20 protein-coding genes are annotated in these 16,920 nt (G+C 38.2%); 15 read left to right on the top strand and 5 right to left on the bottom strand.

Annotated elements, in window-relative coordinates:
- Positions 1 to 45 precede the first annotated feature (45 nt).
- From katA to WYK_RS09665, 5 genes are all read left to right on the top strand, one after another.
- Positions 46 to 1,506: a catalase KatA gene (gene katA / locus WYK_RS09645; protein ID WP_040374294.1), complete on the top strand. Its 1,461-nt coding sequence runs from the start codon at positions 46 to 48 to the stop codon at positions 1,504 to 1,506.
- Between the two features lie 531 nt (positions 1,507 to 2,037).
- Positions 2,038 to 2,367, top strand: a complete 330-nt coding sequence (locus WYK_RS09650) for a hypothetical protein (protein WP_051387414.1) — start codon at positions 2,038 to 2,040, stop codon at positions 2,365 to 2,367.
- 194 nt (positions 2,368 to 2,561) lie between these two features.
- Positions 2,562 to 2,813: a GlsB/YeaQ/YmgE family stress response membrane protein gene (locus tag WYK_RS09655; protein ID WP_152526447.1), complete on the top strand. Its 252-nt coding sequence runs from the start codon at positions 2,562 to 2,564 to the stop codon at positions 2,811 to 2,813.
- Positions 2,814 to 2,947: 134 nt separating this feature from the next.
- Positions 2,948 to 3,250 carry a hypothetical protein gene (locus WYK_RS09660; protein ID WP_040374296.1) on the top strand — a complete coding sequence of 101 codons (303 nt, stop codon included), beginning with the start codon at positions 2,948 to 2,950 and terminating at the stop codon, positions 3,248 to 3,250.
- A 161-nt stretch (positions 3,251 to 3,411) separates the two neighbouring features.
- Complete coding sequence (locus tag WYK_RS09665) at positions 3,412 to 4,665, top strand: methyl-accepting chemotaxis protein (RefSeq protein WP_040374297.1); 1,254 nt, start codon at positions 3,412 to 3,414, stop codon at positions 4,663 to 4,665.
- Between the two features lie 46 nt (positions 4,666 to 4,711).
- Here the strand turns inward: WYK_RS09665 and WYK_RS26020 are convergent, their stop codons facing one another.
- The gene (locus WYK_RS26020) at positions 4,712 to 4,846 is read right to left on the bottom strand and encodes a hypothetical protein (protein ID WP_268870053.1); all 135 of its coding nucleotides are present in this window, start codon (positions 4,844 to 4,846) and stop codon (positions 4,712 to 4,714) included.
- A 188-nt stretch (positions 4,847 to 5,034) separates the two neighbouring features.
- On the opposite strand from WYK_RS26020, the gene WYK_RS09670 reads away from it, so the two are divergent.
- The 4 genes from WYK_RS09670 to WYK_RS09685 all read left to right on the top strand — a co-directional run bounded on the left by WYK_RS09670 (position 5,035) and on the right by WYK_RS09685 (position 10,499).
- A complete protein-coding gene (locus WYK_RS09670; protein ID WP_040374298.1) occupies positions 5,035 to 5,898 on the top strand; it encodes an STAS domain-containing protein in 864 nt (287 codons plus the stop codon).
- Positions 5,899 to 6,085: 187 nt separating this feature from the next.
- Positions 6,086 to 6,919, top strand: coding sequence for an STAS domain-containing protein (locus WYK_RS09675; protein ID WP_040374299.1), 834 nt, complete (start codon positions 6,086 to 6,088; stop codon positions 6,917 to 6,919).
- Positions 6,920 to 7,078: 159 nt separating this feature from the next.
- Positions 7,079 to 9,454 carry a penicillin acylase family protein gene (locus tag WYK_RS09680; protein WP_040374300.1) on the top strand — a complete coding sequence of 792 codons (2,376 nt, stop codon included), beginning with the start codon at positions 7,079 to 7,081 and terminating at the stop codon, positions 9,452 to 9,454.
- 97 nt (positions 9,455 to 9,551) lie between these two features.
- The gene (locus WYK_RS09685) at positions 9,552 to 10,499 is read left to right on the top strand and encodes an alpha/beta hydrolase (RefSeq protein WP_040374301.1); all 948 of its coding nucleotides are present in this window, start codon (positions 9,552 to 9,554) and stop codon (positions 10,497 to 10,499) included.
- Between the two features lie 55 nt (positions 10,500 to 10,554).
- Here WYK_RS09685 and WYK_RS09690 read toward each other — a convergent pair whose 3' ends face one another.
- Both WYK_RS09690 and WYK_RS09695 read right to left on the bottom strand, forming a co-directional pair.
- Complete coding sequence (locus tag WYK_RS09690) at positions 10,555 to 10,779, bottom strand: hypothetical protein (RefSeq protein WP_040374302.1); 225 nt, start codon at positions 10,777 to 10,779, stop codon at positions 10,555 to 10,557.
- Positions 10,772 to 11,401, bottom strand: a complete 630-nt coding sequence (locus WYK_RS09695) for a sigma factor-like helix-turn-helix DNA-binding protein (RefSeq protein ID WP_040374303.1) — start codon at positions 11,399 to 11,401, stop codon at positions 10,772 to 10,774. Before WYK_RS09695 ends, WYK_RS09690 begins: the two co-directional genes overlap by 8 nt.
- 158 nt (positions 11,402 to 11,559) lie before the next feature.
- Here WYK_RS09695 and WYK_RS23930 point away from each other — a divergent pair, with 158 nt between their 5' ends.
- From WYK_RS23930 to WYK_RS09710, 5 genes are all read left to right on the top strand, one after another.
- Positions 11,560 to 11,712: a YvrJ family protein gene (locus tag WYK_RS23930; protein WP_081704842.1), complete on the top strand. Its 153-nt coding sequence runs from the start codon at positions 11,560 to 11,562 to the stop codon at positions 11,710 to 11,712.
- Positions 11,713 to 11,817: 105 nt separating this feature from the next.
- Entirely contained in the window at positions 11,818 to 12,645 is an 828-nt protein-coding gene (locus tag WYK_RS09700) for a GNAT family N-acetyltransferase (protein WP_040374304.1), read from the top strand.
- Between the two features lie 120 nt (positions 12,646 to 12,765).
- Positions 12,766 to 13,587 (top strand): ArsR/SmtB family transcription factor, encoded by an 822-nt coding sequence (locus WYK_RS09705; RefSeq protein WP_051387416.1) that lies wholly within the window; start codon positions 12,766 to 12,768, stop codon positions 13,585 to 13,587.
- 22 nt (positions 13,588 to 13,609) lie between these two features.
- Positions 13,610 to 13,846, top strand: a complete 237-nt coding sequence (locus WYK_RS23290; protein ID WP_051387417.1) for an ATP-binding protein — start codon at positions 13,610 to 13,612, stop codon at positions 13,844 to 13,846.
- Entirely contained in the window at positions 13,843 to 14,553 is a 711-nt protein-coding gene (locus tag WYK_RS09710; protein ID WP_040374305.1) for a class I SAM-dependent methyltransferase, read from the top strand. Before WYK_RS23290 ends, WYK_RS09710 begins: the two co-directional genes overlap by 4 nt.
- Positions 14,554 to 14,588: 35 nt before the next feature.
- Here WYK_RS09710 and WYK_RS09715 read toward each other — a convergent pair whose 3' ends face one another.
- Positions 14,589 to 15,125: a histidine phosphatase family protein gene (locus WYK_RS09715; protein ID WP_040374306.1), complete on the bottom strand. Its 537-nt coding sequence runs from the start codon at positions 15,123 to 15,125 to the stop codon at positions 14,589 to 14,591.
- A gap of 172 nt (positions 15,126 to 15,297) precedes the next feature.
- The gene (locus WYK_RS24540; protein ID WP_152526449.1) at positions 15,298 to 15,660 is read right to left on the bottom strand and encodes a hypothetical protein; all 363 of its coding nucleotides are present in this window, start codon (positions 15,658 to 15,660) and stop codon (positions 15,298 to 15,300) included.
- A gap of 164 nt (positions 15,661 to 15,824) precedes the next feature.
- On the opposite strand from WYK_RS24540, the gene WYK_RS09720 reads away from it, so the two are divergent.
- Positions 15,825 to 16,910, top strand: a complete 1,086-nt coding sequence (locus WYK_RS09720) for a CotH kinase family protein (protein ID WP_040374307.1) — start codon at positions 15,825 to 15,827, stop codon at positions 16,908 to 16,910.
- The last annotated feature ends 10 nt before the right edge of the window (positions 16,911 to 16,920 follow it).

Raw genomic sequence — 16,920 nt, forward strand, 5'->3', positions numbered from 1 at the left:
TAGTATTATAAATGTGATTAATAATTATATGGGGTGATTCTTTTTATGACAGATCGTAAACTTACGACTAGCTGGGGTGCACCTGTTGGTGACAACCAAAATTCAATTACTGCCGGACATCGCGGCCCTACATTGATTCAAGACGTATATCTTTTAGAAAAACTTGCACATTTTAACCGTGAACGTGTACCTGAGCGTGTTGTACATGCTAAAGGCGGCGGAGCACATGGTTTCTTCGAAGTGACAAATGATATGTCACAATATACTAAAGCTAAATTATTTAATGGAACAGGTACAAAAACAGATATGTTTATCCGCTTCTCTACAGTTGCTGGTGAACTTGGTTCTGCTGATACGCTTCGTGATCCACGTGGATTTGCTGTTAAATTTTATACCGAAGAAGGCAACTACGATATCGTAGGTAACAATACGCCTGTATTCTTTATTCGTGATGCAATTAAATTCCCTGATTTCATCCATACACAAAAAAGAGATCCACAAACACATCTTAAGAACCCTACAGCAGTATGGGATTTCTGGTCACATTCTCCAGAATCGCTGCATCAAGTTTCAATCCTGATGTCAGACCGTGGTATTCCTGCTACATGGCGTCACACTCATGGTTTCGGAAGCCATACGTTCAAGTGGGTTAATGCTGAAGGACAAGCAGTTTGGGTGAAATATCACTTTAAAACTGAACAAGGTGTTAAAAACCTTGATGTTGATCTTGCAGCACAGCTTGCAGGTGAAAATCCTGATTACCACACTGAAGATTTATTCAATGCGATTGAAAAAGGTGATTTCCCTTCTTGGAAGCTATGTGTTCAAATCATGCCTGAAGAAGATGCAAATACATACCGTTTTGATCCATTTGATGTAACAAAAGTATGGTCTCAAAAAGATTACCCGTTAATCGAAGTTGGCCGTATGACGTTAAATAGAAACCCTGAGAACTATTTTGCTGAAGTTGAGCAAGCAACATTCTCACCTGGTACGCTTGTACCTGGTATTGAGCCATCTCCAGATAAAATGCTTCAAGGTCGTCTATTTGCTTATGCTGATGCTGCACGTTACCGTGTTGGTGCTAATCATAATACACTTCCAATTAACCGTCCGAAAGTGGAAGCTGCTAACAACTTCCGTGATGGCGCTATGCGTCATGATGCTAACGGCGGTAAGTCAGTATATTATGAGCCAAATAGTTTCGGAGGACCGACTGAAACTCCAGAAAACAAAATAGCTCCATTTGCTGTTTCAGGAGTAGCTGATAGTGTTGCGTATGATGAACATGATCATTATACACAAGCAGGAGATCTATACCGTCTATTAAGCGAAGATGAGCGTACTCGTCTTGTCGCTAATATCGTGGGTGCAATGAAACCTGTTACACTAGATGAAATTAAGCTTCGTCAAATTGGCCACTTCTACAAAGCTGATGCTGAATATGGAACTCGTATTGCAGAAGGTCTTGGATTAGAAGTACCAGCAGCAGTTGTTCAAAAATAATAACAAAACTGCTCATTTTATTCTCTATAGATACAGGTATCCGTTTCGGAAACGGATACCTGTTTTTTTACTGTTAATCAGGATCGCAAAACAATCCCCAAATCCCTTCCTGCAGATAAAGTATCTGCCTCAATATCTTTTCCCAATACATAGTTTTAAAAGTCGTGAAGATAGGGCTATTTATGTGAAATCTGTTTAAATGAAACGATGTTGGCTTGCTCTAATACGGGGATAGTTGCTGTAAGTTCCGTCCTGTTCAAACATTTAGCTGGGTTTGACAGTGTATTTTATTTGCAGTGATTTATGTAATGGTTCTTATTAACTTACTGACTAAGATTTTCCTAGTATATATATATTGCAAACCATGCTGATAACCTTTTAAACTTAGTAAAGTCTAGGGATTTTTTTCGGTGAGAGCATTGCTAATAAAAGAGGCTTTCATATTTATCTTTTTTCTGAATAACTTGTAGAAAAGAGGATAAATAGAAAGAGATGATCATAGATTGCATAGAGAAGAGGGTATTAAAGAAATTGAAAAGTAAAGCAGCTGTTTTAATAGGATTATTAATTGTATTACTGATTTTATTATTTGTATTTATGCGTCCAGGAATTGTAGCAGAACAAGTAGAGATAGTAGAAAAATATTATCCGCAGGGAGAAGCTGGTACTGCTATTGGAATCGAAACAAATGAAGTTATTGATGTAACAAAAAATGATCAAGGATCGAGCTGCGCAATGAAGTTCAGCAATGATAAAATCCTCGAAATAGATTGTGACCGCTATCTAGATTTCCGAAATCATGAAACGGTCTATATTGAATATGATGGAAAGCAAATTACGGATATTAGAAGAAAAAAATAATTAAATCATAAACCTACAGTCATAAGACTTCTTAGCTGTAGGTTTATTTTTTTGATTATATGTAAATTTAATGAATTTATGTATAATACAATCTACTCTACAAGGTTAGGTGTTTATTTTTATTATTTTCCTTCTAGGTATTCTAACTTGTCTAATCCCCTAATATATTTCAAAGGAAGGGGGGTGGATGAGGCTTGGAACTTCTTTGGATGTTGATTGTGGGTGGGATTATTGGCTGGCTGGGGAGTTTAATAATTGGACGTGATATGCCTGGTGGAGTCATTGGGAATATTGTTGCTGGGTTTATAGGAGCATGGCTTGGTACGGCTATTCTAGGTTCAATCGGGCCTGCTACAGGCGGATTTTACATTATTCCTGCACTTCTTGGGGCAATCATAGTGGTTTTTATTGTTTCATTAATTATGCGAAATACAAGATGGAGATAACCACTGTATGTTCAAACCCGTAAATATTAATTTACGGGTTTTTTATATGATTTTTTCGATGAGGCAGCGGTAAGTGGTATGATAGCTAACGTGTAGACTTTTTTCCGCTAACGGATAACTTGAGGTGTAGATGTATGAATAAAAGTGTAGTAGGGTTTTATCTAAGTATAGGAGCGTTAATTTCTGGTGGTATGTTAATTACTATGATCATGGCAGGTATTTCAGCGAATATTTTTGTTTATGGTTTGCTTGCTTTGCTATTTTTAATTTGCACCTACCCAGCCTTCTTGCTGTGTTTGTTCGGAATATTTAAAAGAAAAGACTTGATCAGAAACGAAAAAAAATTCGCTTGGGCGGGTTTTCTGATAAGTGGTGTATTTATACTGATTGTATTTTATATTATCTATACAGAGGGTAAAGTAGAACTAATCGGCTGACTTCGCATTCGCGGTCAGCTTTTTTTCTGTCAGTAAGTATAAGGTAAAAAAATCCAAATAATTAGATGTGTTTATAGTATAATAGTTATGCTAGGTTGAAAGAAAGAGTATTTCCTTAGTTTTGTAAGCGCTTTTAAAATAATTGTAAGGAGATTGGGTCTATGCAGCTTTTCCAGTATATTTTACGAACGAGTATTATTGTCATTCCAGCAACATTCACGATTGGATTTTTTGTTTGTCTCATGAACGGAATAGAGGGGAAAAGTTTTGTTATCAACCTTATATGTATTACGTTAATGGGCGGGGTTGTCGGAGTGATTTCAGCGTTTATAAATCATGGACGGTTTATCAAACCAATAGAAAAGATTAATACGTTTTTTAAAAAACTGGCAGATGGAGATATGAGAGATCGCTTAGAACCGGAGAATCTTGGTTTTCTTGCATCTGTGGCGATAAGTGTAAACTATGCGGTCGATTCATGGTCTAATGTATTAAATAAGGTTCAAGAGTCATCGAAGAATATGACTGACTTTTCGATTAATTTAGCTCAAGGAACCGCACAAACAAATCAGGCCACAGAACATATTTCAACAGTTATTGAAGGGATTTCCCGCGGAGCAGATAATCAAGTGAGAGGTGTAAGTGAAACATCCGATGTGATTCATCAAATGTCTGAAAGTCTTGCTCAAGTTTCTACAAACGCGGTGACCGTAGTTTCAAGTATAAATAAATCGATGGAAAAAGCTGATGCCGGAACCAATTCGATTGAATCCGCAGGAAGGCAGATGGAATCCATCTATTCAAATGTCAATGAGTTAGCAAGAGTTGTTAGGGGATTAGGTGAACGATCGAAAGAAATAGGAAAGATTGTCGAAGTAATTACCGGGATATCGGCGCAAACCAATCTATTGGCCTTAAATGCAGCGATAGAAGCAGCGAGAGCAGGAGAACAAGGAAAAGGATTTGCAGTTGTTGCGAATGAAGTACGAAAATTAGCAGAACAATCAGGACGTGCTACACAGCAAATTACCGGAATTATCTCTCATATACAGACTGAAACACGTCAGGTGGTTGATACCATGGAATCCGTTAATGCAGAGGTCAGCGACGGAATCAATGTGATGTCAGGGGCAGGTGAATCTTTTACACAGATTCAGGAATCGGTTAATTCCGTATTTGAACAAGTAGCCCAAGTTTCTGCTGCAATTGAACAGATGACCTCTGGAACAAATAGTGCTGTAAAATCTATGGATATGATCACTAATGCTGCTGCAGAGTCGGCTGCCTCCACTCAAAGTGTGTTAGCAGCTACTGAGGAACAAGCAATTTCTATCCAAGAAATAAGTACATTTGCTGATACGTTAGCTAAGTTAGCAAGAGAAATGCAAGAAATGACACACACCTTCAAAGTATAAACGAAAAAGAGCTCTCACCTGGGACTTAGGTGAGAGCTCTTTATTTCTAATTGGTTTTCTTATCTTCAGCCTTATTTTCTTTCATGATTTTCTTAATCCTTCTGCCATGGTTTTTAGCATTGATTAAGCGAATCAGGTCCATCATATTTTCTGTTTCATTATCGTTATTTTTGTTGGACATAAATATCCCTCCCAAAGATGATTGTACAATACTCAGTTTTTATATATTACCCAACTGGGAAGTATGCAAACATCCAGAAAAAATGGAATAGAAGATAGAGGTTTTAAAATGGATAATTAGGCTATTAACAATATATGAGAAAGTACGTATTAACTAGAATAAATTAGTTAACGGCGGTGGAGGCAAACATGGAAGAATTAAAGCGATTAGGAGAAAAGCTAATTAAAAATAAATATATATTTGCTGAGCATATCGATCTTCTTCAAAATGATCACTTCTCCTTTGGCGGCATAATGGTAAGAGAATGGCGTGCGGATCTTGTACAAATACAAGGAGAAGCTCTTATTTATGGAAAAGAACAGGCAGAAAAAAAGATGAGTACAGCTAGTTTGAATCTTGGAAAAGTGATGGTAGAAAGCGGGGCTGCTATTAATCTCGCAATAGAGAATACGATGAACAGCCGCCATCTCTTTTGGAGCTTTATTGAAGAAGAAGTAAGTAATCAGAAATACTCTATAAACATCCTCTTAAACGCAATGTCCACTATCGATGCACTATTAGATATTTCCCTTCGAAGTATTAGTTTGGGTTTCGTTAATCATTACAAGGAAACCACAGATATAACTGCTAAATCTCTACAGCATATAAAGAATCAACAATCTGTGATAAAAACATTATCAACGCCTATTATTCAAACTGTGATGGATGGAGTTATTCATGTTCCCCTGAGCGGCGAGTTGAATGAAGACCGAATGAAGGATTTGCAGAAAAAAGTAGTCAATGAATGCAAGGTTTTAGTGGTAGATAGGGTGATTATAGACTTTACAGGTATATCAGAACAGGATTCAAACTTATTTCCCTCTCTAGAGGAACTGGTTCATTCTTTGTCTTCAATAGGAACAAAAACAATCTTCGTTGGGTTTTCGCCTTTTGTCATTAGAGAAATAAATGGTAAAGGTCTTTTTAACAAGGTTATTATATATTCCTCCTTCCGGCAGGCTATAAATGAGTTATTGAGAAATAAAGGGTTGAAAATAGGGCCAATCAGCTAATGACAAGTTTTTAATTTTTGTTACTATTAAAAGAGTGTTTAAGATGTTTAGGTAAGGGTACTATAACTATGGAAGTATTGTCTTTTTGAGAAGTCAAAGCAGCAGCAGGAGTCTCCTGCTGCTGCTTTGACGCTTCCTAACCTGACTATTTTCATGATAATGTTACACACTTTAAGGATGATCAGATATGCATAACAATAAGGAATTATATACATTTTTATTAGATCACTCTGCTGAAATATCAACTACGTGGGTCAAATCATTTGATGATGAGTGGGCTTCCCTATTTTCAATTGATGATTCAGTGCAGCTGAGTAAAATAACCTATCAAAATCAATTATTTATTATCCATCTCAGTAAGGTTTTTCTCGTCGAACAAGGATTGTTTTTCTCTTCACTTGATACCTGGATTAAGCAGGTGGCAGGTAAACTGCATGCAAAGAAAGCCGCTATTCATCAAGTAATTGTGGAGCTGCGCAGAATCAGAATGATTTTTTGGGAAGCTATTGGAGAATTTGTCCAGCTGAATGATAAGAAAGTGGCTCATAAGGAAATTTTACTTTGGAGTGATTTGGTTTACATTGCTTTTGAAGAAATTATCGAATCATTTATTCAGTATTATAAACAAGCGAATCGGGATCGTGTAAAAGATGAGGCAAGTATGAATGAAGATACACCTCCACAAGCTATCTTACTTAAAGAAGGACTAGGTCTGGTCTCTCTTTATCCCAAAAAAGATCAAAAATATTCGGCAGTATTTCTTCGTGAGACACTTATATCTTGCAGGAAAAAAGAAATTCATACGTTAATTATTGATTTATCTAATTTCGATGTCATGGAAAAGTCAGATGCTGAACGAATTTATCAGTTGTGTTCTTCTTTAAAAGCAGTTAGTATCTCCTATCTTTTGTCGGGATTGACAGAGACTTTAAAAGAAGACGCCCGTCATTTAAATGAGGGGCTTGAAGATTTAGTAACTTATCCCGATGTGTTATCAGCGTTAAAGGTATGTAATGTATAAAGACACAGGCAAAACTCAAGTTGTCTCGTAACTTGGGCTTTGTATCTGTGTTTTTTTGTTTTTTATAAAAATAGAGTAGGGATGTAAGGTGCTGCAGTCGAATAGTAAGGGGAGCGCAAAAAAAGCTGGATGAATAACATAATAGGGAGGGGTGAGGAAATGGAGGCAGTTTTACCTCAGATTAAGCCGAAGCGCAAGTGGAAAAAACGAGCTTTATGGATTGGAGCCATTCTCGTTTTCTTGCTGTTGGCTGTTTGGTTAGCCGGTACGATATACCTCAATCGATTATTGCCGCAGACTGAAGGAGAAATTTCGCTTCCTGGATTGACAGAGCGGGTAACGGTTACAAGAGATGCTTCAGGTGTACCGCATATTAAGGCAAATAATGAACATGATCTATATCTAGCTCAGGGATATATACAAGCTCAGGATCGGTTGTTCCAGATGGATTTAAGCCGGCGTCAGGCATCTGGGCAGCTAAGTGAAGTGATCGGTGATAAAGTACTTAATAATGACAAATTCTTTTTGACTTTGGGGTTAAGAAGAGCAGCAGAGGCATCATATGATCAATATACAGACAGCGGTAAAGCCACACTGGATTACTTTGCTGAAGGTGTTAATCTATATATGGAACAAGTTAGGGAAAATGGGAAATGGCCGATTGAATTTACCCTTCTTAGTTATGAGCCTGAGCCATGGACACCTGTTGATTCATTAACGATTGGTAAATATATGGCTTTTGATCTCGGCGGAAACTGGGAGTCACAGGCATTTAGGCAGTATTTACTAGAGAATTTTCCTGAAGATAAAGCATATGATTTATTTCCGGATTACCCAAAAGGATCTCCGTACATAATTGGGAAAGAGTCACTCGATATTGATAAGAGCTTTGCAAATGCCGTGATTCCTCATGAATATAATGGTAGTAACAATTGGGTTGTAAGTGGAAGCAAAACAAAATCAGGTAAACCGCTGCTAGCTGATGATCCCCATTTGGGTCTTGCCACACCGTCTGTGTGGTACCAGATGCATTTAGAAAACCCAAACGTAAATGTAAGCGGTGTCATATTTGCTGGAGTTCCTGGTATTATTTTGGGTCATAATGAAACCATTGCCTGGGGCGTAACCAATACAGGGCCTGATGTCCAAGATCTTTATATTGAAAAAAGAAATCCTGCAAATGCTGCTGAATTTTCCTATCAAGATAAGTGGGAAGCTGCGGAAATCATTAAGGAACCAATTAAAGTTAAGGACGGGAAGACAATTGATTATGAAGTAATGGTGACTCGCCATGGACCGGTTATTTCAGAGTTTGCAGGTAAAAGCGGAAAGGATACTGTTTTGGCTTTGCGCTGGACTGCACTCGATCCATCAGCCGAACTTGAGGCCATATTGAATATGAATAAAGCGGGGAACTGGGCTGAATTTGAGCAGGCTCTTCTTAAATTTGAAACTCCGGCACAGAATTTTGTTTTTGCGTCTTCGGATGGCACCATTGCGTATAAGGCAAATGGCAGCATCCCCATTCGGAAGAAGGGTGACAGCTTACTCCCTGTTCCAGGCTGGACAGATGAGTATGAATGGACAGGGTTTATTCCTTTTGATGAGCTGCCCAAAGTAGTAAACCCTGCGGAAGGATTCATTTCGACGGCTAACAATAAAGTCATATCTGATGAATATCCGTATCATATTAGTAATGATTGGGCGCAGCCCTACCGGCAAATGAGAATTCAGGAAGTACTGCAAACAAATAATAAGCTGACAGCTAAGGATATGCAGAATCTCCAAATGGATAAAAAAAATCTGCAGGGAAAAGAATTTGCCCCGCAGCTTGTCCAGGTACTGAATGGTTCAGTCAAAAAAGAAGACCAGCAAGTGCTGGATATCCTGGATAAATGGGACTTTATTGATAGTGAGGATCAGGCAGCGCCCCTCGTTTTTAATCTGTGGATGCAAAATATAGCTGAAGTATTGTTTGTGAAACAGATCCCTGAAGAAACGCTAGCTTTATTTCAGGGCAAACGACAAGCGGTAGATGAATTACTGCGCAGAGCGCTGGGAGGGAATGAAGGACCTTGGATGAAAGACAATGGCGGTCTGGAAAAGGTGCTGTCAGAATCTTTTCAGAAGACGGTGACTAACATTAAGGAGATGCAGGGAAGTGATCCTGCGGATTGGCAATGGGGAGATTATCATCAGCTTTCCTTTTCACATCCATTATCAAGTGTATCGCCGCTAAATTATTTATTTAATAAGGAAGGCAGCATTCCTGTCGGTGGGAGTAATGTGACCGTTCAAGCAGCAGCCTTTAAGTCTGATGGAATAGTGAATCATGGCGGATCCTGGCGATTTGTCATTGATATAGAGAATATGAAGCAAGCTTACCATCTCGTGGGACCAGGGCAATCAGGCAATGTGAAGAGTAAGTGGTATCATGATCAAATGACTAGCTGGGCAAAGGGAACGTATCATGTTACCCAATTAGAAAAGGTAAACGGTAAAGTGCTGACGCTGACTCCGGCAGGTGAGGATTGATTCTACAGCGGCAGGTTGACAGAGGGAATCTAGTTATTTTCCACGTGAAAATACATAGATTTTATAGCAGGTTAATAATTCAGAGGAGATGAGGAAGATGGTACTAGATGCACAGGCCAAGCTTTATCTTGAAATGATGTCCGGAATTCCGCCGCTTCATACACTGAATCCACAAACTGTCAGGGATTTACTTTCACAATTGCCAGTAGAAGAATCGATTTCAGCAGGTACTGGGAGGACTGAAGAATATGAAATTCCAGTAGAGGATGGTCGAATTACTGTAAGGACTTATACACCGCAAGGACATGGGCCATTCCCTCTTTTCGTTTACTATCATGGCGGCGGATGGGTCATTGGTGATTTGGAAAGTGCGGACTTTACCTGTAGAATGCTGGCGGATCACCTAAAAGCAGTTGTCGTTTCTGTGAATTACCGGCTGTCACCAGAATTTAAATTTCCTATCCCTTTAGAAGATTGCTATACGGCTTTAAAATGGGTGGAAGCCAATGCAGGTTTATTAAGGGGTGATAGTAAGAAAGTGATTGTCGGCGGTGATAGTGCAGGGGGGAATTTAGCGGCTGCTGTGAGCATTTTAGCCAGAGATCGAAAGGGGCCGAATATTATGGCCCAAGTATTACTCTACCCGAGCTTAGATTTTGATTTTACGACAGAGTCTTATCAAAAGTATAGTAAAGGATTTATTCTTACCGAGGAATTAATGACTTGGTTTGCAGGTCACTATGCCGAATCTCGAGATGATTTGCAGAACAATCTGGCAGCGCCGCTGTTAACTGAAAACCTAAGAGGCCTGCCTCCTGCCCTTATTTTTACGGCAGAATACGATGTACTTAGGGATGATGGACTAACATATGCGAAAAGGCTGGTCGAAGCAGGCATTCAGGTTGAATATAAATGTGAAGCCGGCTTAATTCATGGATATTTCTTAATACCGATGTTTACCTATCGCATTGAATCAACAATTAAGCGCATAGCAGACTTTCTTTCGAATGTTAAGGTGGACTTTACCATCGGGGAAGTTAAGTAAAAAAGTGGCAGCACTCCGATAAGGAGGGCTGCTGTTGTGTTTTGGGAAGAGAAATTCATGACTTCTTTTTCTCATTAGATAGATAGTCTCCAAGAAATTGTTCGAAATTAGGGACCTTAATATCAGCAATTTTTTCGTAGGACTCTAGAATTTTCACCTTTATATCCTGTTCTAAATCTTCTTGATCTTGAAACCGGGTATTCCATAATGATTTCTTGATTTTTGGTTCAAGAGTGTTGAGTAGTTCTAGCAGCTCGCTTTTTGTGATTTTTTCAGCCACAATACTTATCCTCCTTTCTGTTTAATGTTCTCTTTCGATAATTCTGTCTGATTTTATGAATCGCTTGTTTACGTATATTCGAGATATTTTGTGGTGTTTCTTTAAAATAAGCGGCAATTTCTTTATTCGTATAACCGTTAATAAAGTATAGGCTTAAAACAACTCCTTGCTTATGCGTTAATTTTCGAATGGCGATAATTAAATCTTCATCACTTAAGATTGAGGATAGCTCGATTGAATAATTCCAGTTGTCCATATCCATATCATAATCAAGTAACTCTAAAAGGCTTCTGCCATTTTCAAATTCAGAGGCGGGCTTGTCAAGAATAGAAAGGTAACGCTCTCTGTGCTTTCGTTCTCGTTTATCGTAATCAATTGAATAAAAATGAATGAGTGAACACAGGTATTTCTGTATGCGTGTTCGATAATAAAAAAACTCAAATTTATCATTGAGCTCACTAACGTAAGGAGATGTAGGGTTTTCCAGCGCTGCAAGAAAACTAGCGCGATTTGCAGGTTGTTGTAAAAACAACTTAATTATCGGTTGTTCAAAAAAATTCTGATGCTTCACAATTAGGCATTCGAACGTATTCGATAGAAAAAGTATCGTTGTCTTATTCATAGGTTCTCGCCCTCCTTTATTCTATAAAGTGAAATTTCAAGAGTATAAATCAATTATAAACGAACATTTGTTCTTATTTCTATGATTCGTTCGGGCTAAATTGACTTTTTTGATAAAATTTCACTTTGGGTAGTAAATCGAAAAGGGAGAGGATAAACATGGAAGATGGGTCAAATTGGGTTGCTATTCTGAATAATTTTGGATTTCCAACGGTCGTATCCTTTTACTTACTACTAAAGTTTGAGAAACAAATAGAAGAGCTGACACGAGCGGTGAATGTACTGTTAGATACGGTTAATCGTGATAAATAAGAATAAAGAGGGATGTAGAATCACTGGGTACTAGTAATTTTATACATGAAAATAAGTAGAAATTTGATATTATATTTTTATAAAGAACTTTGGGAGTTGGAGAAATTGAATGAAGTTCAGTTGAAAGAAGTAGAAGAGCTGCAGCAAATCTGCGAGACAGAAGGTTTTAAGCTGAAGTTAAATTGGGATACGCTGAGAAGTCGAAAAAGGAAGGATTCCGATTATTTCTTTTATGAAATGAATCGGCTTATAGGCTTTGCTGCAGTCTATGATTTTGGAGATAAAGCAGAAATATGCGGGATGGTTCATCCGGATTATCGCAGACGTGGAATATTTACAAAACTTATTGATGCAGGAATTATGGATTGCTTAGAAAGAAAATATAAGACGATCTTATTAAATGCCCCGGCTAAATCAGCAAGTGCAAAAGGATTTTTACAAAGTATTTCCTGTCAGTTTGCTGTTGCTGAATACCAGATGAAGTGGGGCAAAACAGAACTGTTCAATTATGAGGGAGTGAAGCTGCGTCCTTCTACGCATGAAGATGCAGAGCTAGAAATCCAATTGGATATACAATGTTTTGGGTTTTCGGAAGAGGATGCACGCTCGTTTCATAAGCGTATGAGAGCTGATGAACCAGAACAGGTATTTATGATTGAGGATGAGGAACATAGAAAAACGATTGGTAAAATTAGAGTTGATCGTAAGTCGACTGAAACCTGGATTTACGGGTTTGCTATTTTTCCAGAGTATCAGGGCCGCGGCTTTGGCAGAAGAACACTGAAGCAAGTGGTCCTTGAGGAAGAAACAAGAGGGAATGCTATTTATCTAGAGGTCGAAGCCACAAATGCTCATGCACTTAGGCTCTACGAAGAGTGCGGATTTAAGGTAATTGGACAACAAGACTATTATCAATATCAGGTCAAAAGCTAAAGCATCATTAGATTAAAGACATCCTAAAGTGGATGTCTTTTTTTATGTAAATTAAAGTAATTTAAGATAATTAATGGTAAAATTATGTTATTACGTAAAAACGTAAAAAGGGGGATTTTAGTGACCAGAAATTTAGAAAAAGAAATGGATCAATTAAAAGCGAGAGTAGATACCTTACAAAAAAGGGTACACAGCATGGATAGTTTGACGGAAGTAAACGTTCAAACAGGTTTATATATAAACGGACATGTTAGGGCATCAGGTGAATGGAACGCAGATGGCCAAAAAGTGAGGGTTGAATCAAAAGAACACAGCATATCAAGTATGATTCAGTCATCCAGTGAGGATAGTGCCAAAATTCTTGCTGCACTTGGACATAAGCAAAGATTGGATATTTTAAAGTGCTTGCTTATTCAACCCTGTACGGGAAATGATCTGCTTGAAACACTAGGAATGAGCACAACAGGGCAGCTCTATCATCATTTAAAGGCATTGATTGGGGCGAATTTAGTAGAGCAAAAAGAACGAGGAGGTTTATATAATATTCCCTCGAAAAGGGCGATACCGCTAATGATGATCTTAACTGGTACTAATGGTTTATTGGATGTTGCCAGGTTTGTTATGATGACGGAAATCAGAGAAAACCCTGATTTATATATTGGCGGCAAGGAAAGTGATGGCTACGATGCAAATCAATTGCTGCTAGCTCTGCTTGAATACTCGCTTCAAGAGATAAAGGAGGGCTATGGGAATAAAATTACCATCACGTTCAATGAAAATGGAAGTGTTACCGTGTCCGATAATGGCAGGGGGATTCCGGTAACAATACTTAATGAAGATACCATTACACACGTTCAATCCGTGCTGACGAACTTAAAGGATACCTATACTCAATTCGTCGCTTCCGGCGGGAAGAAGGAAGCGACGAATTGGTGTCATTAATGCACTATCAAGTGAAATGCATGTGGTCATTCAACGCAGCGGCAAACTATATAAACAAACGTATAAAAATGGGGTTCCTGCAAGTACACTGACTGAAGCTGTATCACTCGGATCAGAATCAGGAACTTCGATAACATTTACCCCAAATAAGGAGTTATTTACTTGTGGATTCAATGTTCTCTCAGTTGAAAAATACCTTGAGAATTTACAGTTTATGTTACCAAACTGTGAAATTGTGCTAAAGGAGATGGGGAATTGAGTAAAATGTTGACAACAGTTGAAGATGTATTTACCATGCTGGATACGATGCTCCAAGATAACCGAAGTTTTAATTGGGATACCTTTTACAGCAATAGGGAAAGGAATGTGCCTTTCTTTGTGAATAAACCAGATGAAAACCTTGTACACTATCTTGAGCACCAAATGGTTCCTAAGGGTAATATACTAGATTTAGGTTGTGGTCCTGGAAGAAATGCTATTTATCTAGCAAAGAATGGGTTTACTGTCGATGCATTAGATTCTTCACAGGAAGCTATCGTTTGGGCACGAGAACAGGCTGCTGAGAACGAAGCAGCGGTGAATTTTTTGCAGGGAAATATGTTTCAACTGGAGTTGAAGAACAAGTTTTATGACGTTGTATATGATTCAGGATGTCTTCACCATATTGCCCCTCACAGACGAATCAGTTATTTAGAACTTTTAAATAAAGTATTAAAACCAAAGGGATTTTACGCCCTTACCTGTTTTGTCGAAGGAGGGGATTTAGGCGGATCCGAGTTATCAGACATAGAAGTTTATCGTGAAAGAAGCCTTCATGGCGGACTAGGTTTTACTGAAGAAAAACTAAAAAACATCTTTAAAAATTTTAAGATCATACAAATGAGAAGAATGATCCAAGTTCCTGACACCGAACCTGTATTTGGCGTAAGTGGACTATGGACTGCTTTGTTTCAAAAAAAGGAATGAACAATTTCTTTTATGAATAATAGAAAGCTAGTTTCTTACTTTTCAAAAATATAGAGTTCACCATTGTTGGGTGTCGAAAATGAAGGGCCGGTAAAGCCTCGTTTTAATAGTTCCTTACGCATATATACCATCAAAGCTGCATGACTGACAATCAGAACATTTTCACTGCCTTGTTCATGGATAGCGTCAAGTGTTGCCCCAATTCGTTTCTTGGCATCTGCAACAGCTGCTCGTGTTTCTCTATTAAAAATAGGCGCTAATCGAATTCGCACAGCCCAAAATATAAAAGGAAGTCCAAACTTTCCTTTATACTTTGGTGCTGGCAGTTCACGCAGCTTGTCCGTCTGAATGATGTCATTTCTAGTATAAATATATTCGGCGGTTTTTATGGCTCTAGGCATATCACTAACATAGCATTGAGACCAGATAATTTCACCAAGTTCTGTAGAACCATATTCAATATCCGCCAAATCATAGTCTAAAAACCATTGATTCAGATTGTCTGGTGTTATGTATATTCCCCTAGGTAAGGGCTTTGCTACTTTAAAATGTCTAACTAAGCCTATCTTCATTTTCTATCTCCTATCATTTAAACAATCTTTGCCTCTTCTTTTATCATACCGATTTTACGTTCTCATCGCCAAGATTAAGTGTGTTTTACAGGTGGGCAAACAGAATAGAGATGATATAAGGCATATCATCTCTGAATCTCACCAATATTCTAAAAAGTATTTCGATTAATAATCAGGAGCGGCGAGCTTTACGTGAACCAGCCCTGCCTGAGCGCCCCGGATTTTCTCCACCTAGCTTCTGTATTAGTCTTTGGCGGAACAGATTTAAGATGCTATTCGCACTAGATGAACTAGAGCCAGTTCGAGCGCTTCGCGATTGGCGGCTTTCATTGTTGTTTTGTTTGCCCTTGGACTGTTTGTTTCCAGACTTTCCGCTTCGAGACTGTTTATTGTTAGATCCTCTTGTTCTTGAATTATTTGTGTTCCCTGACCCATTCTGGGATGATGCAGGTTCTTGAAGCAGGAAGTCCCCTAGACCTGATGTAAGAGCCTCCCTTAGTGCCCTTTGAATATCGTTATTCGATGAGTTTGCCAAAAAAATAACCTCCATTTTTTTAAAATTGCCACATACTACTATACGCAGCCTGTCTTAATAATGAATAAGGCAAAAGCTGAGGTTCAAAAAATAATAATATATCGGTAGTTGTATTTGTAAAATTCCCTCATACGAATAAAGAAAAGCAGTAAGGGAGTTTTCAAATGGGTGACAAGGTAATTGAATATAAATTTGATATTCATCCGAAAAATCTTAAGAAACTTCATAAGGATATTTGGTGTGATGATCTAGTGCCGGCCGTATTAATGATAAACAAGCTGAAACTGGAGATTCTACTTTCATACCGGGGCTCTCATATACGTGATTTCAAAAAAAAATCGTACCATGTAGTCTTCCGCAGACCGAGTACCTACTGTCAAGCCAAGGAAGTTCATATTAATGCGGAGTACAATGACTCTTCTCTTCTACGAAATAAATTGTCATTGGATTTCTTTGCGGAACTGGGCATCCTGTCACCTCGCTCACGCTATATTTCACTTAAATTAAATGGAAAAAATCAAGGAATATATTTAGAACTTGAATCTGTAGATGAATTTTTTCTCGCCAATAGAGGACTGTCAAAAGGAGCTGTTTTCTATGCAGTAAATGATGATGCTAATTTCTCGCTCATTAGTGACTTGGATCAAGGGGTTAAGGACTCGCTCATACATGGTTACGAAACGAAGTGTGGAGTTACTCAGGATGAACACTATCTGCAGGAATTTATTATTCGGATAAATACGATTCCCCGGGCAGCATTTGAAAAGGAAATCAGCAAATATCTCAATGTTGAGAATTACCTTAAGTGGCTTACTGGAATCGTTCTTACGCAAAATTTTGATGGATTTGTTCATAATTATGCCTTGTATTTAAATGCAGAAACGCTTCAGTTCGAAATCATCCCCTGGGATTTTGATGCCACTTGGGGAAGGGACGTTGATGGAAGAATTATGCCGCCGGATTATGTACGCATTCAAGGATTTAACACCTTAACAGCTCGGATTTTGGATGTAGATACCTACCGGAAACAATATCAGACGTTTCTCTTTGAAGTGTTAAAAAGCCAGTTTACTCTTGAATATTTAATGCCTCGTATCGATGAGACCTTTCAAATGATTCGACCGTATGTCCTTAGTGACCCATATTTAATGAACAACATCTCCTCTTTTGATAAAGAACCAGAAGTCATATCACAATTTATCGTCAATCGAGCAAACTATCTTTACCAAAATTTAGACCAACTAGACTAGATTGAATTAT

The organism is Peribacillus psychrosaccharolyticus ATCC 23296 (assembly GCF_000305495.1).
GTDB lineage: Bacteria > Bacillota > Bacilli > Bacillales > DSM-1321 > Peribacillus > Peribacillus psychrosaccharolyticus.